Below are 14,264 nucleotides of genomic sequence, written 5' to 3' on the forward strand. Positions count from 1 at the left end.
CGGCGGCCCCACGGCACTACGGCGTCTGCGGTGCGCCCCCACCGGCACTCCAGTGGTACAGCGTCATGGCCACACTGGTCGCGAGGTTGTAGCTGGAGACCTGAGGGCGCATCGGCAGCGCCACCAGATGGTCGGCCCGGGCGCGCAGCTCGTGCGAGAGCCCGCTGCGCTCGGAGCCGAACGCGAGCAGCGCCTCGTCCGGCAGCTTCAGCCCCCTGATGTCCTCGCCCTCCGGGTCCAGCGCGAACACCGGCCCCGGCGGCAGATCGGCGACCTCCAGCCGCTCCACGACGGTCGCGAAGTGCAGCCCCGCCCCACCGCGCACCACCGTGGGGTGCCAGGGATCGAGGGTGCCGGTGGTGACCACGCCGGTCGCCCCGAAACCGGCGGCCAGCCGGATCACCGCCCCCGCGTTGCCGAGGTTGCGCGGCTGGTCGAGGACCACGACGGGGGCGCTGCGGGGCGTGCGCGCCAGCGCCTCCAGGCCCGCCGCCCGGGCGGGCCGTACGGCCAGGGCGGCCACCGCGGTGGGGTGCGGCCGCGCCACGAGCGACGCGTACGTCGCGTGCGGCACCTCGGTCAGCAGCCCCGCCAGCGCCTCGCGCACGTCCGGCGCCAGCTCGTCGGCGAGGGCCAGGGCGCCAGCGCGGTCGCTGGTGACGGCCACCGGCACCTCGGCGCCGAAGCGGAGCGCGTGCTTGAGGGCGTGGAAGCCGTCCAGCAGCACGCACCGGCCGGCGTGCCGGTGCCAGGCGGCCGGCGGGCCGGGGGCAGGGACGGAGCCGGGGCCAGGGCCGGAACCGGGGCCGGAGTCGGTCATGCCCGGAAGCCTACGTGCGCGGGGTCAGGGCCCTTCCCCTCCACCGCACCCGCTCCGTCCATCGCCCCCTCGGTCTCCCGGGCCCTGGGTCCGGGCACCGTCGCCGTCGCCGTACGACCGTCCCCGTGCCCGTCCGGCGCCTTGGCCAGGCCCCCCGCGGGTCCCCGGCCGGACAGCCGGCCACGCGCGCGTGCCGCCCAGCCGCCCAGCCGGCGCAGGAACGAGGTCGGCAGGAAGACCGCGTCGGCGGCGATCATCGCCAGCGAGAAGAACGGCAGCCCGAGCGTCACGGCGATCACCGCGTGCTCGATCATCATCGCGGCCAGCAGCACGTTCTTGACCCGCCGGTTGAACAGCGTGAACGGGAAGGCGACCTGCACGGCGACCGTGCCGTACGTGATGAGCATGACCATCGTGCCGTTGGCGGCCAGCGCGTCGGAGAGCGCGGGCCACGGCGAGAAGTAGTCCAGGTGCAGCGGGTAGTAGACGGCCGTGCCGTCCTGCCAGCGCGAACCCTGGATCTTGTACCAGCCGGCCGTGGCGTAGATCAGGCACGCCTCGGCCATGATCACGACCAGCGCGCCGTTGTGCACGATGTTGGTGACCACGTCCAGCAGGATCCGCGGCTGGCTGCCCTCCGCGCCCCGCCCCACGGCCCACCACAGGCCCAGCGCGACCCACACCGCCCACAGCAGCGCCGGGACGAACCAGTCGCCGTCGAAACCGCCCGCCAGCGTCACCGTGAGCAGCAGGAACCCGCACACGCACCACAGCACGGGACCGACCCGGTCCACGACCCGCTCGCCCCGCGCGCGGGCCGCGGCCGCCCGCCGGGCGCGGCGCGCGTCCAGCGACCACACCTGGCCGCACCGGGTGAGGACCAGGTAGATGCTCATCAGGTGGATGACGTTGTCGCCGCCGTCCCCCATGAAGACGCTGCGGTTCTGCAGCGAGAGCACCCCGACCATGAACAGCACGGACATGGTCCGGGTGCGCCAGCCGAGCAGGAGCAGCACGCTGCTCAGGACGGCCAGCGCGTAGACGACCTCGAACCAGGCCCGGCCGTCCGACCACATCAGCGCCGTGAAGGCGCCGTTGTCCGCGATCAGCTGCTCGGCGAGGTCGTGTCCCCAGGGCCCGTCCGGCCCGTACAGCTCGCCCCGGTGCGGCAGTTCGCGCAGCAGGAAGAGCAGCCAGGTGGCGCTGAAGCCGATACGGATCACGGCGGTCTGGTACGGGCCGAGTGCGGCGCCCGTGACACGGGCGATGCCGCGGGAGACGCAGAGGACGGCGGCGTTCACGCGGCGCCCCCTTCCCGCGCGGCCTGCCCGGCCTGCCCCGACTTCGCGCCCCGGGTCTCCGCGGACACGGACCACCAGGGCAGTTCACGGACGGTCGGCCGGTCGGAGACCTTCTCGCCGCTCCACGGGGGCGGTTCCACGTTGGTGGTCCGGGAACGGTACTGCACGCGCTCGACGACACCGCCGGGTCCGGCGGCGCCGTCGCGGTCCAGGCGCAGCAGCGCGATGCGCCGCAGGTACGTCTCGGAGAGGGTGCCCCGCAGGCCCACCGGCCGGTCGTCGGAGTCGTGGCTGGCGACGAAGAAGTCCCAGGCCCGGCGCAGTTCGTTCTGCTGGGTGTGGCTCGGCAGCGGATTGCCGTCGATGGCCCGGCCGTCCTCGGCCGACAGGTCGTACCAGCCGGTCGTCCGTATCTCGCCGTCCGCCGTGCTGACCTCCGCACGGACCTGGACGGAGACGTTCTGCTGGAGCGGGTTGGGCGCGAAGAGCTTCCAGTTCTGCTCGAACTCCGGGAAGACCCACTCGTCCACCACGTCACCGTGCTGCTTGGTGAGGGTGTTGGACGGGGCCAGGTGCAGGAACACCATGCCTATGTGGGCGCAGACGGCGACCGCGACCACCGCGAGGGCGACCACGGCACCGACCTGGTAGCGCGGGGAGAGCGCGGCGACCCCGGTACGGGGGGCGGGGGGCTGCGCGGTGCCGGGCGGCGCAGGGCGCACGACACCGGCGGCCTCCGGGGCACCAGCGGCCTCTGCGGCACCGGCCACCTCCGCGGTACCAACGGCCTCTGGAACAACGGCTACCTCTGGGACATCGGCGGCCTCACGGGCACCGGCTGCCTCTGGGGCTCCATCTGCCTCCGGGGCGGTGGTCTCCGCCGCATCGGCTTCGCCGTCCGGCCGGTCGGGCCCGGCGGGCCCGCCGGGCCCGCCGGGCCCGTCCTGCCCCTGCCGGGCGTCCGAGCCCTTGTCGTACGCGTCCATTCCGCCCCGTTCGGTCCCGATCCGTCCATCCGCCCGCCCCGCCACGGCACACCCGCGCGCCACAGGAGGCCCAGGCGCCACCCGTGCGACTGCTCGGCGACGTTCGAACCGGAACGGTACTCAGGACCGGCCATGCGCACAGCACCCGGCGGACCGGCCGCACCGTGGCCGTCGCCACATCCGGCGGGGACAGCCTAGAGAACGTGCCCCGGCTCGCCCTTGTCGTCCACCACGGGACGCCCGGCCGCGACCCACTCCTGCATGCCCCCGTCGACGTTCACCGCGTCGACACCCTGCTGGACCAGGTACATGGTGACCTGCGCCGAGCGGCCCCCGACGCGGCAGAGCACGTGCACCCGGCCGTCCTGCGGCGCGGCCTCGGCCAGCTCACCGTACCGGGCCACGAACTCACTGAGGGGAATGTGCAGCGCCCCGGCGGCATGACCCGCCTGCCACTCGTCGTCCTCGCGGACGTCCAGCAGGAAGTCGCCGTCCGCGAGGTCCTCGATCCCGACCGTGGGCACACCAGCTCCGAAACTCATGCCCCAGACGCTACCCGAGCCACCACCCGGCGGCTCAGTCCTGGGCGAGCACCCCCGCCAGCTCCGCCTCCCGCTCGCGCACCTGCGTCGCCAGCTGCTCGGCGATCTCCTCGAGCAGCCGGTCGGGGTCGTCCGGGGCGAGCCGGAGCATGGCGCCGATCGCGCTCTCCTCCAGCTCCTTGGCGAGCAGGGTGAGCAGTTCCTTGCGCCGGTCGAGCCATTCGAGGCGGGCGTACAGCTCCTCGCCGCGGCTCGGGCGCCGCTCGGGCACCGGCCCGGCGGCCCACTCCTCGGCCAGCTCGCGCAGCTCCGCCTCGTCGCCGCGGGCGTAGGCGGCGTTGACGCGGGTGATGAACTCCTCGCGCCGGACCCGCTCGGCCTCCTCCTGCGCCAGGTCGGGGTGGGCCTTGCGGGCCAGCTCGCGGTAGAGCCTGCGGGCCTCCTCGCTGGGCCTGACCCGCTGCGGGGGCCGTACCGCCTGGTCCGTGAGCATCGCCGTGGCCTCGGGGAACAGCCCGTCCCCGTCCATCCAGCCGTTCAGCAGCTCCTCGACCCCGGGGATCGGCATCAGGCGGGCCCGCGCCTCGTCGGCCCGGCGCAGGTCGTCGGCGTCGCCCGTGCGGGCCGCCCGGGCCTCCAGGATCTGCGCCTCCAGCTCCTCGAGCCGGGCGTACACCGGGCCGAGCCGCTGTTCGTGCAGCCGCGAGAAGTTCTCGACCTCCACGCGGAAGGTCTCCAGGGCGATCTCGTACTCGATGAGTGCCTGCTCGGCGGCCCGTACGGCCTGTTCCAGCCGTTCCTCGGGACGCGGCGCACCCCCCTGCTCGGGCTCAGCTTCCGGCGTCGTCACCCGACCAGCCTAGGGCCTGTGGACACGGGGAGCCGCCCACGCGGTCCCCGTCCCCCGCACCCCGGCCGCGCTCACACCCCCAGCTCCGCCGCGATCCGCCCCGTGCGCACCGCGCCCACCAGTTCCGCGTGGTCCGCCTCCGTGCGGTCGGCGTAGGCGACGGCGAAGGCGGCCACCGCCTCGTCCAGCTCGCCGTTCTTGCCGCAGTAGCCCGCGATCAGCCGCGGGTCGGCGCTGTGCGCGTGGGCCCGGGCCAGCAGGGCGCCGGTCATCCGGCCGTAGTCGTCCAGCTGGTCGGCGGCCAGGGCCGCGGGGTCGACGCTGCCCTTGCGGTTGCGGAACTGCCGCACCTGGAAGGGCCGCCCGTCGACCGAGGTCCAGCCCAGCAGGATGTCGCTGACCACCTGCATCCGCTTCTGCCCCATGACGACCCGGCGGCCCTCGTGCACGGCCTCGGGAGCCTCGAAGCCGGCGGCGGCGAGGTGCGGCAGCAGCGCGGAGGGCCGGGCCTCCTTGACCTGGAGCACGAGCGGTTCGCCCCGGTGGTCCAGGAGCAGCACGACGTACGAGCGCGTGCCCACGCTGCCGGTGCCGACGACCCGGAAGGCCACGTCGTGCACCGCGTACCGGGCCAGCAGCGGCAGCCGGTCCTCGGAGAGGGTGGCCAGGTACGCCTCCAGGGCGCCCGCGACCGCCGCCGCCTCGGTGTCCGTCACCCGGCGCAGCACCGGCGCCGCGTCCACGAAGCGCCGCCCGCCGTCCTCGGTGGACTCGGTGGACCTCGCGGCGAAGCGCCCGCTGGTGTTGGCCCGCGCCTTCTCGGACACCCGCTCCAGCGTGCCGAGCAGGTCGTGGGCGTCGGTGTGGGAGACCAGTTCCTCGTCCGCGATGGCGTTCCAGGCGTCCAGCGCGGGGAGCCTCGCCAGCAGCCGCATGGTGCGCCGGTAGGCGCCGGCCGCGTCGTGGGCTGCCTCGCGGCAGGTGTCCTCGTCGGCGCCGGCCTCCCGGCCCGCGAGCACGAGCGAGGCGGCGAGCCGCTTGAGGTCCCACTCCCAGGGGCCGTGGACCGTCTCGTCGAAGTCGTTCAGGTCGATGACCAGGCCGCCGCGGGCGTCGCCGTAGAGACCGAAGTTGGCGGCGTGCGCGTCCCCGCAGATCTGGGCGCCGATCCCGGTCACCGGCGTGCGCGCCAGGTCGTAGGCCATGAGGCCCGCCGACCCGCGCAGGAACGCGAACGGCGTGGCCGCCATCCGCCCGGCGCGGATCGGGGTGAGCCCCGGTATCCGGCCGCGGTTCGACTCCTCGACCGCGCTCACCGCGTCCGGCCGGGCGGCGTCCGGGTCGAGCGCGGCGTGCGCGGACCGCGGGACGCGCGTGCGCAGCGCCTTGCCGTCGGCCTTCGGCGAGCCGGCCACGGGCCACCGCGCGAACCCGGGAACGACCGGCAGCCGCCCGCCCGGTACCGCCCCGTCGGCGTGCCCTCCCGTCCCGTAGGCCGTCCCTCGCGCCCCTTCCGCGTCCGCGCCCGCACGCGCCGTCGGCACCGCCCCGGCCACCTCCCCGGTCGCCGCCGCCTCCGTGCCCGCCCCCGCCGTCGCCCCGGTCATCCCGGCCGCCCTCCCCGTGCTCGTCGGACTCGTCGTACCCGTCGGACTCGTCCGTGCCTGCGCCTCGTACTGCCCCTCCTCGCCGAGCCGGTCCCGGTCGAGGTCGAGGTCGAGCCGGTCCCCGCCCCGGCGCCGGGGCGCCACGACCGTACCCCCGGCCGCACCTCCCGTACACCGCCCCCTGTCCGCCGCCCGCATAACGCCGCGCAGGGGGCGAAACAGGAGGTGCCCCGACCCCCTCCGGCGCGCCTACGGTGGCCAGCGATCACCACGGAGCGCGCCCGCCGAAGCACCCAACAGCAGCCTGCCCCGCGCCGGCGGGCGCGCTCCCTGTCCCCGACGTCCCGGATGTCGCACGTCCCGTTCAGCTTCCCCGAGGGACCAACCACCGAGGAGACCGAGGAACCGCCATGACCTCCGACACCCCCACCACTCCCGACGCGCCCAAGCCCGGGCCCAGGCCCGGACCGGGCCAGGGTTCCGGCGGCGACCGCGGCATCAGCCGCAAGACGCTGCTCAGGGCGGCCGTCGCCGCCGGTGCCGCCGTCCCGCTGCTCGCCACCGGCGGCGTCGCGCTGGCCCGGGACGCCGCCCGCTCGGGCGACGGGCAGCGGCTGACGCCGACCCCGTACTGCGACGACGGCGACGACCTGACGCCCGACCAGATGGAGGGCCCGTACTTCAAGCCGAACTCCCCGCTGCGCAGCAACCTGGTCACCCCCGGCACCCCGGGCACCGCGCTGACCGTCAGCGGCTACGTCTTCGGCCGCAACTGCGTCCCGCTGTCCGGCGTGCTCCTCGACTTCTGGCAGGCCGACGACAACGGCGACTACGACATGGCCGGGTACACCTTCCGCGGCCACCAGTTCAGCGACGCCACCGGCGCCTTCGCCCTGAAGACGATCGTCCCCGGCCTCTATCCCGGCCGCACCCGGCACATCCACGTCAAGGTGCAGGCCCCCGGCGAGCCCGTGCTGACCACCCAGCTCTACTTCCCCGGCGAGCCCCGCAACAGCACGGACATGATCTTCGACCCGGCGCTGCTGATGAACGTCCGCGGCGCCGGCGGCGGCAAGGAGGGCACCTTCGACTTCGTCCTGAACGTGGACGGCGACACCGGCCCCACGGATCCGCCCACCGACCCGCCCACCGACCCGCCGGGCGGCACCTGGGCGAGCGGCCACGCCTACACCTCCGGCGACCGGGTGACATACAGCGGCCGGTCCTACCGCTGCCTCCAGGCACACACCTCGATGACGGGCTGGGAGCCGCCGAACGTGCCGGCCCTGTGGCAGTCGGAGTCCTGAGACCTTCCTCACAACGCGCGCATCGCGGGCCACCGCGCCCGGACATGCGGAAGCCCCCCAGGTCCGAGACCTGGAGGGCTTCCGGCTGGTGCGCGAGGGGGGAGTTGAACCCCCACGCCCTTGCGGGCACTGGAACCTGAATCCAGCGCGTCTGCCTATTCCGCCACCCGCGCATTGGGTGTGTCTTCCGGGCCTTTCCTTGCGGTGCGGCGCCTTCCGACACGAGAACATTAGCACGCTGGAACGGGTCGATTCACATCCCTTTCCCCCGGCGGACCGGGGCGCACGCCCTCCTTCGGGCACTCGTCCCGGTCCTGGGCCGTTCACGTATCAACCTCGTACCGGTCCGGCCCGTCTCCCCAGGAGCCGGTGGGGGACCGCGGTCAGGTGCGGGACACTGGTCTGCGGCCGCCTCTACGATCCTGGGCATGAGTACCTGCGGGAGCACATCCCGAAGGTCCGCGGGAGTTCGAAGGGGAGCTCCGGCGGGAACTCCGAGAGGCGTCGACACCCGTCGACCGGGCCGACAGGGGGAACCAGCCGATCGACCGGCGCGTGGATACGATCAGTAAGCAGTACCAGGTGGGCAGTGCAGGACCGCACGGCACTGCGCGAGACGGCACGACGCAGCACGGCACGGTACGAGGCAGCAGTACGCAAGGCAGTCGACAGGACGGCAGCGACGGAGGAGGTGCCCCATGGGAGTCCTGAAGAAGTTCGAGCAGCGTCTCGAAGGTCTGGTCAACGGCACCTTCGCGAAGGTGTTCAAGTCCGAGGTGCAGCCCGTGGAGATCGCGGGAGCGCTCCAGCGCGAATGCGACAACAACGCGACCATCTGGAACCGCGACCGCACCGTCGTGCCCAACGACTTCATCGTGGAACTGAGCACACCCGACTTCGAGCGCCTCAGCCCCTACTCCGGGCAGCTCGGCGACGAGCTGGCCGGCATGGTCCGCGACTACGCCAAGCAGCAGCGCTACACCTTCATGGGACCGATCAAGGTCCACCTGGAGAAGGCGGACGACCTCGACACCGGCCTGTACCGGGTGCGCAGCCGTACGCTCGCCTCCTCCACCAGCCACCAGGGCGGCCCGGGCGCCGCCGCACCCCCGGCACCGCCCGCGCGGCCCGCCGCACCGGGCGGTGGGTACGGCTATCCGCCGGCCGCCGCCCCCGCGGGCGCCCCGCCCATGCCGTCCGCGCCGCCACCCGGCCGTCCCGGCGGCTACGGCTACCCGCAGCCCGCCGGCGGCCAGCAGCCCTCGGCCGCACCCGCACCCGGCGGACGCACCCGCCACTGGATCGAGATCAACGGCACCCGCCACCAGATCTCCCGCGCGACGCTCGTGCTGGGCCGCAGCACCGAGGCCGACGTGCGGATCGACGACCCCGGCGTCTCCCGCCGGCACTGCGAGATCCGGACCGGAACGCCCTCGACGATCCAGGATCTCGGGTCCACCAACGGCATCGTGGTGGACGGGCAGCACACCACCCGCGCTACGCTCCGCGACGGCTCACGGATCGTCGTGGGCAGCACCACCGTTATCTACAGGCAAGCCGAAGGGTGATCCGGGGGCAATGTCAGAGCTGACCCTCACGGTCATGCGGCTGGGTTTTCTCGCCGTACTGTGGCTGTTCGTGATCGTGGCCGTGCAGGTCATCCGCAGCGACCTCTTCGGTACGCGGGTCACCCAGCGCGGCGCGCGGCGCGACGCCGCCCGACCGCAGCAGACCGCCACGCGCCAGGGCCAGGCGCCTCCACCGCAGCGCCAGCAGTCCGGCGGGGGCCGCGGCCGCCGGGGCGCGCCCACCAAGCTGGTCGTGACGGAGGGCACCCTCACCGGCACCACCGTTGCCCTCCAGGGCCAGACCATCACGCTCGGCCGGGCACACGACTCGACGATCGTGCTGGACGACGACTACGCCTCCAGCCGCCATGCCAGGATCTACCCGGACCAGAACGGCCAGTGGATCGTCGAGGACCTGGGCTCCACCAACGGCACCTACCTGGACCGGGCCCGGCTGACGACCCCGACACCGATTGGTCCCGGGGCGCCGATCCGCATCGGCAAGACCGTCATCGAGCTGCGGAAGTAGTGCTACACCAATGAATGAGCGCGAGCGGAGCGAGCACGCAGCGGCGGCCGGCACCCCGGGCCCCGGCGCGCTCCCGACCGGAGGGTGGGCAGTGTGGCTCGACACGACCGGCTGCAGTCGGAGCCGACGGGCGAGGTGCGCATGAGTCTGTCACTGCGCTTCGCCGCCGGTTCCCACAAGGGCATGATCCGGGAGGGCAACGAGGACTCCGGCTACGCCGGTCCGCGCCTGCTCGCCATCGCCGACGGCATGGGCGGCCAGGCCGCCGGTGAGGTCGCCTCCTCCGAGGTGATCTCCACCATCGTGGCCCTCGACGACGACGTGCCCGGCTCCGACGTCCTCACCTCCCTCGGCCACGCCGTCCAGCGCGCCAACGACCAGCTGCGGCAGATGGTCGAGGAGGACCCCGCACTGGAGGGCATGGGCACCACGCTCACCGCCCTGCTGTGGACCGGCCAGCGCCTGGGCATGGTCCACGTCGGCGACTCCCGCGCCTACCTGCTGCGCGACGGCGTCCTCACCCAGATCACCCAGGACCACACCTGGGTGCAGCGCCTCGTCGACGAGGGCCGGATCACCGAGGAGGAGGCGGGCACCCACCCGCAGCGCTCCCTGCTGATGCGCGCCCTCGGCAGCGGCGACCACGTCGAACCCGACCTGTCCATCCGCGAGGTGCGGGCCGGCGACCGCTATCTGATCTGCTCCGACGGGCTCTCCGGCGTCGTCTCCCACCAGACGATGGAGGACACCCTCGCCAGCTACCAGGGCCCCCAGGAGACCGTCCAGGAGCTGATCCAGCTCGCGCTGCGCGGCGGCGGCCCCGACAACATCACCGTCATCGTCGCCGACGTCCTCGACCTCGACACCGGCGACACCCTCGCCGGACAGCTCTCCGACACCCCCGTGGTCGTCGGCGCCGTCGCCGAGAACCAGGCCCAGATGGGCGACAACGGCATCATGCAGACCCCGGCCGGGCGCGCCGCGGGCCTCGGCCGGCAGGGCGGACAGCGCGGCGGAGGCGGCGAGTTCGGCCCGCCCGGCAGCGGCGACGTCACCGGCTTCATCCCCACCGGCGGCTTCGACGACTACGGCCCCGACGACTTCGTCAAGCCCCGCAAGAACCGCAAGTGGCTCAAGCGGTCCCTCTACACCGCCCTCGCCCTCGCCGTCATCGGCGGCGGCACCTACGGCGGCTGGCGCTGGACCCAGACCCAGTACTACGTCGGCACCAACGACGACCACCTCGCGCTGTACCGGGGTATCAGCCAGGACCTCGCCTGGGTCTCGCTCTCGAAGGTCCAGAAGGACCACCCCGAGATCGAACTCAAGTACCTGCCGCCCTACCAGCAGAAACTGGTCGAGGCCACCATCCCCGAGGGCGACCTCAACGACGCCCGGGCCAAGATCGAGGAACTGGCGGTACAGGCCTCCGCCTGCAAGAAGCAGGCCGACCGGCGCACCGCGGAGACCGAGAAGAACGCGAAGACCGGCGAGGGCGAGGCCGGAGGCACCACGGGAACCAGCCCTGCCTCCTTCACGTCCAAGGCCTCACCCAGCCCGAACCCGTCGGGCTCGCCCGAGGCACCCGAATCGTCCGAGTCCCCGTCCACGACCGCACCCACTCCAGGCTCAGGACCGACCCTCTCGGAGGAAGAGCAGAAGGTCGTCTCGCTGTGCGGTAAGCAGTAGGCAAGCCGTGAGAGGCCCTGTCACACGATGAGCAGTACTACCAACCCGCCGACGCACCACACGTCCACGATCGGCGCCATCGGCGCCCCGAGCCGGCGCAACACCGAGCTGGCTCTGCTCGTGTTCGCCGTCCTCATCCCGGTCTTCGCCTACGCCAACGTGGGCCTTGCCATCAACGACGAGGTGCCCGCGGGCCTGTTGAGCTACGGCTTCGGCCTCGGCCTGCTGGCCGGCGTCGGCCACCTCGTCGTGCGCAAGTTCGCCCCGTACGCGGATCCGCTGCTGCTGCCGCTGGCCACGCTGCTCAACGGCCTCGGGCTGGTCGCCATCTGGCGCCTGGACCAGTCCGAACTGCTCCAGGACATCGAGCAGGCAGGCACCGCCGCGCCCCGCCAGCTGATGTACACCGCGATGGGCATCGCCCTGTTCGTCGCCGTGATGATCTTCCTCAAGGACCACCGCGTCCTGCAGCGCTACACCTACATCTCCATGCTCGGCGCCCTGTTCCTGCTGCTGCTCCCGCTCGTACCGGGCCTCGGCAAGAACATCTACGGCGCCAAGATCTGGATCCAGGTCGGCTCCTTCTCCATCCAGCCCGGTGAGTTCGCCAAGATCGTCCTGGCGATCTTCTTCGCCGGCTACCTGATGGTGAAGCGGGACGCGCTCGCCCTGGCCAGCCGCCGCTTCATGGGCCTCTACCTGCCGCGCGGCCGCGACCTCGGCCCCATCCTGGTGGTCTGGATCGTCTCGATCCTCATCCTGGTCTTCGAGACCGACCTCGGCACCTCGCTGCTGTTCTTCGGCATGTTCGTGATCATGCTGTACGTCGCCACCGAGCGGACCAGCTGGATCGTCTTCGGCCTGATGATGTCCGCGGTCGGCGCCGTCGGCGTCGCCAGCTTCGAACCGCACATCCAGCAGCGCGTCGACGCCTGGCTCGACCCGATGAAGGAGTACGCGCTCTCCCGCGCGGGCGTCGGCGGCCACTCCGAGCAGGCCCAGCAGGCCCTGTGGGCCTTCGGTTCCGGCGGCACCCTCGGCACCGGCTGGGGCCAGGGCCACTCCGAGCTGATCCGCTTCGCCGCCAACTCCGACTTCATCCTCGCCACCTTCGGCGAGGAACTGGGCCTGGCCGGTCTGATGGCCCTGCTCCTGCTCTACGCCTTGATCGTGGAACGCGGCGTGCGCACCGCCCTCGCCGCCCGCGACCCCTTCGGCAAGCTCCTCGCCATCGGCCTCTCCGGGGCCTTCGCCCTCCAGGTCTTCGTCGTCGCCGGCGGTGTCATGGGCCTCATCCCGCTCACCGGTATGACCATGCCCTTCCTGGCCTACGGCGGTTCCTCCGTCATCGCCAACTGGGCGTTGATCGGCATTCTGCTGCGCATCAGCGACACCGCGCGCAGACCGGCACCCGCCGCGCCCGCCAACCCCGACGCCGAGATGACCCAGGTGGTCCGACCGTGAACAAGCCACTGCGCCGAATCGCGATCTTCTGCGGCCTCCTGGTCCTCACCCTCCTCATCCGGGACAACTGGCTCCAGTACGTCCAGGCCGACGAGTTGAAGGAGGACGAGCACAACCGCCGGGTCGCCATCGAGCGGTACGCCAGCCCGCGCGGCGACATCATCGTCGACGGCAAGGCCATCACCTCACACGCCACCACCGAGGGCGACTTCAAGTACAAGCGCACCTACAAGGACGGCGCCATGTGGGCGCCCGTCACCGGGTACGTCTCCCAGGCCTTCGGCGCCACCCAGCTCGAGTCCATCGACGACGGCATCCTCACCGGCAACGACGACCGGCTCTTCTTCCGCAACACCCTCGACATGATCACGGGCAAGAAGCGCGAGGGCGGCAACGTCGTCACCACCCTCAACAGCGCCGCCCAGAAGGCCGCCTACGACGGTCTGAAGAAGCAGGGCGCCAAGGGCGCCGTCGTCGCGATCGAGCCGTCCACCGGCAAGATCCTTTCGATGGCCTCGTACCCCTCGTACGACCCCACCTCCATCGCGGGCAGCAACGAGGCCGCGGGCGAAGCCTGGAACAAGCTCCAGAAGAAGAACAACCCCGACGACCCGATGCTCAACCGCGCGCTGCGCGAGGTCTATCCGCCCGGCTCCACCTTCAAGGTGGTCACCGCGGCCGCGGCCCTGGAACACGGGAAGTACGACTCGGCCGACGAGAAGACCGACTCCCCGCTGCCCTGGACGATGCCCGGCACCACCACCGAGCTGAAGAACGAGGGCAACATCCCCTGCGAGGACGCCACCCTCCGCGAGGCCCTGCGCGTCTCCTGCAACACCGTCTTCGGCAAGCTCGGCTACGACCTGGGCAACGCCCAGATGCTGGAGACCGCCAAGAAGTTCGGCTTCACCGAGGAGCAGTTCGTCCCGGTCCGCTCCAGCGCCTCCGTCTTCTCCGACGGCATGAACGACTCGCAGGTCGCGCTCTCCTCCATCGGCCAGTACAACACCGCAGCCACCCCGCTGCAGATGGCCATGGTCACCTCGGCCATCGCCAACAACGGCACCCTGATGAAGCCGTACATGGTCGACGAGCTCCAGGCCCCCAACCTCGACACCATCGAGAAGACGGACCCCGAGGAGATGAGCAAGCCGCTGTCCGCGGACAACGCCCAGATCCTCCAGTCGATGATGGAGACCGTCGTCGAGGACGGCACGGGAACCAACGCCCAGATCGACGGCGTCAAGGTGGGCGGCAAGACCGGTACCGCACAGCACGGCGAGAACAACAGCAAGAACCCCTACGCCTGGTTCATCTCGTACGCCAAGGCCGACGACGGCAGCTCGCCCGTCGCCGTGGCCGTGGTGATCGAGGACGACAACGCCGTCCGCGACGACATCTCCGGCGGCGGCCTCGCGGCACCGATCGCGAAGAACGTCATGGAGGCCGTCATCGACAGCAAGAAGTGACCGCGCCATGAACGGGGCGTGACTCCGGTCACGTCCCCTTCACATCGGCGCACGTTGCGATACCGGTCCTGTATCGGCTGCCCGGCTCGGCCAAGGGGGCCGGAGCGAGCCGGGTACGGTAGGCCGGACGGC

At 72.3% G+C, this 14,264-nt stretch carries 12 protein-coding genes and 1 tRNA gene; 6 read left to right on the forward strand and 7 right to left on the reverse strand.

The window, feature by feature from the left end; all coding sequences use genetic code 11:
* Nucleotides 1–16: 16 nt before the first annotated feature.
* The 6 genes from IE258_RS07010 to IE258_RS07035 form a co-directional block, all read right to left on the reverse strand.
* Nucleotides 17–820 (reverse strand): TrmH family RNA methyltransferase, encoded by an 804-nt coding sequence (locus IE258_RS07010; protein WP_189740331.1) that lies wholly within the window; start codon nt 818–820, stop codon nt 17–19.
* A complete protein-coding gene (locus IE258_RS07015) occupies nt 817–2,121 on the reverse strand; it encodes an HTTM domain-containing protein (RefSeq protein ID WP_189740334.1) in 1,305 nt (434 codons plus the stop codon). Before IE258_RS07015 ends, IE258_RS07010 begins: the two co-directional genes overlap by 4 nt.
* Nucleotides 2,118–3,107 (reverse strand): DUF5819 family protein, encoded by a 990-nt coding sequence (locus tag IE258_RS07020; protein WP_189740337.1) that lies wholly within the window; start codon nt 3,105–3,107, stop codon nt 2,118–2,120. Before IE258_RS07020 ends, IE258_RS07015 begins: the two co-directional genes overlap by 4 nt.
* Before the next feature lie 194 nt (nt 3,108–3,301).
* Nucleotides 3,302–3,631, reverse strand: coding sequence for a rhodanese-like domain-containing protein (locus IE258_RS07025; protein WP_159325151.1), 330 nt, complete (start codon nt 3,629–3,631; stop codon nt 3,302–3,304).
* 52 nt (nt 3,632–3,683) lie between these two features.
* On the reverse strand, nt 3,684–4,499 hold the full coding sequence (locus IE258_RS07030; RefSeq protein WP_159324969.1) for a hypothetical protein: 816 nt from the start codon (nt 4,497–4,499) through the stop codon (nt 3,684–3,686).
* Nucleotides 4,500–4,570: 71 nt separating this feature from the next.
* The gene (locus IE258_RS07035) at nt 4,571–6,106 is read right to left on the reverse strand and encodes a DUF2252 domain-containing protein (RefSeq protein WP_189741155.1); all 1,536 of its coding nucleotides are present in this window, start codon (nt 6,104–6,106) and stop codon (nt 4,571–4,573) included.
* A gap of 410 nt (nt 6,107–6,516) precedes the next feature.
* On the opposite strand from IE258_RS07035, the gene IE258_RS07040 reads away from it, so the two are divergent.
* Nucleotides 6,517–7,413: a carbohydrate-binding protein gene (locus IE258_RS07040; protein WP_189740340.1), complete on the forward strand. Its 897-nt coding sequence runs from the start codon at nt 6,517–6,519 to the stop codon at nt 7,411–7,413.
* Between the two features lie 86 nt (nt 7,414–7,499).
* Here the strand turns inward: IE258_RS07040 and IE258_RS07045 are convergent.
* Nucleotides 7,500–7,586 (reverse strand) — tRNA-Leu (locus tag IE258_RS07045).
* A gap of 525 nt (nt 7,587–8,111) precedes the next feature.
* On the opposite strand from IE258_RS07045, the gene fhaA reads away from it, so the two are divergent.
* From fhaA to IE258_RS07070, 5 genes are all read left to right on the forward strand, one after another.
* Nucleotides 8,112–8,981 carry an antibiotic biosynthesis regulator FhaA gene (gene fhaA / locus IE258_RS07050; RefSeq protein ID WP_189740343.1) on the forward strand — a complete coding sequence of 290 codons (870 nt, stop codon included), beginning with the start codon at nt 8,112–8,114 and terminating at the stop codon, nt 8,979–8,981.
* A gap of 10 nt (nt 8,982–8,991) precedes the next feature.
* Nucleotides 8,992–9,510: an antibiotic biosynthesis regulator FhaB gene (gene fhaB, locus IE258_RS07055; protein ID WP_003975090.1), complete on the forward strand. Its 519-nt coding sequence runs from the start codon at nt 8,992–8,994 to the stop codon at nt 9,508–9,510.
* Between the two features lie 141 nt (nt 9,511–9,651).
* A complete protein-coding gene (locus IE258_RS07060) occupies nt 9,652–11,199 on the forward strand; it encodes a Stp1/IreP family PP2C-type Ser/Thr phosphatase (RefSeq protein ID WP_159324966.1) in 1,548 nt (515 codons plus the stop codon).
* Between the two features lie 27 nt (nt 11,200–11,226).
* A complete protein-coding gene (locus IE258_RS07065) occupies nt 11,227–12,663 on the forward strand; it encodes an FtsW/RodA/SpoVE family cell cycle protein (protein ID WP_189740346.1) in 1,437 nt (478 codons plus the stop codon).
* Entirely contained in the window at nt 12,660–14,132 is a 1,473-nt protein-coding gene (locus IE258_RS07070) for a peptidoglycan D,D-transpeptidase FtsI family protein (protein WP_189740349.1), read from the forward strand. Before IE258_RS07065 ends, IE258_RS07070 begins: the two co-directional genes overlap by 4 nt.
* Nucleotides 14,133–14,264 lie beyond the last annotated feature (132 nt).

Origin of the sequence: Streptomyces tendae, from assembly GCF_014650435.1 — a bacterium.
Classification (GTDB): Bacteria; Actinomycetota; Actinomycetes; order Streptomycetales; family Streptomycetaceae; genus Streptomyces; species Streptomyces tendae.

Excerpts from the sequence above, each read along its gene's own strand:
- IE258_RS07010 (WP_189740331.1), bottom strand. The coding sequence starts at position 820 with ATGACCGACTCCGGCCCCGGTTCCGGCCCTGGCCCCGGCTCCGTCCCT.
- IE258_RS07020 (WP_189740337.1), bottom strand. The coding sequence starts at position 3,107 with ATGGACGCGTACGACAAGGGCTCGGACGCCCGGCAGGGGCAGGACGGG.
- IE258_RS07035 (WP_189741155.1), bottom strand. The coding sequence starts at position 6,106 with ATGACCGGGGCGACGGCGGGGGCGGGCACGGAGGCGGCGGCGACCGGG.
- IE258_RS07040 (WP_189740340.1), top strand. The coding sequence starts at position 6,517 with ATGACCTCCGACACCCCCACCACTCCCGACGCGCCCAAGCCCGGGCCC.
- fhaA (WP_189740343.1), top strand. The coding sequence starts at position 8,112 with ATGGGAGTCCTGAAGAAGTTCGAGCAGCGTCTCGAAGGTCTGGTCAAC.
- fhaB (WP_003975090.1), top strand. The coding sequence starts at position 8,992 with ATGTCAGAGCTGACCCTCACGGTCATGCGGCTGGGTTTTCTCGCCGTA.
- IE258_RS07060 (WP_159324966.1), top strand. The coding sequence starts at position 9,652 with ATGAGTCTGTCACTGCGCTTCGCCGCCGGTTCCCACAAGGGCATGATC.
- IE258_RS07065 (WP_189740346.1), top strand. The coding sequence starts at position 11,227 with ATGAGCAGTACTACCAACCCGCCGACGCACCACACGTCCACGATCGGC.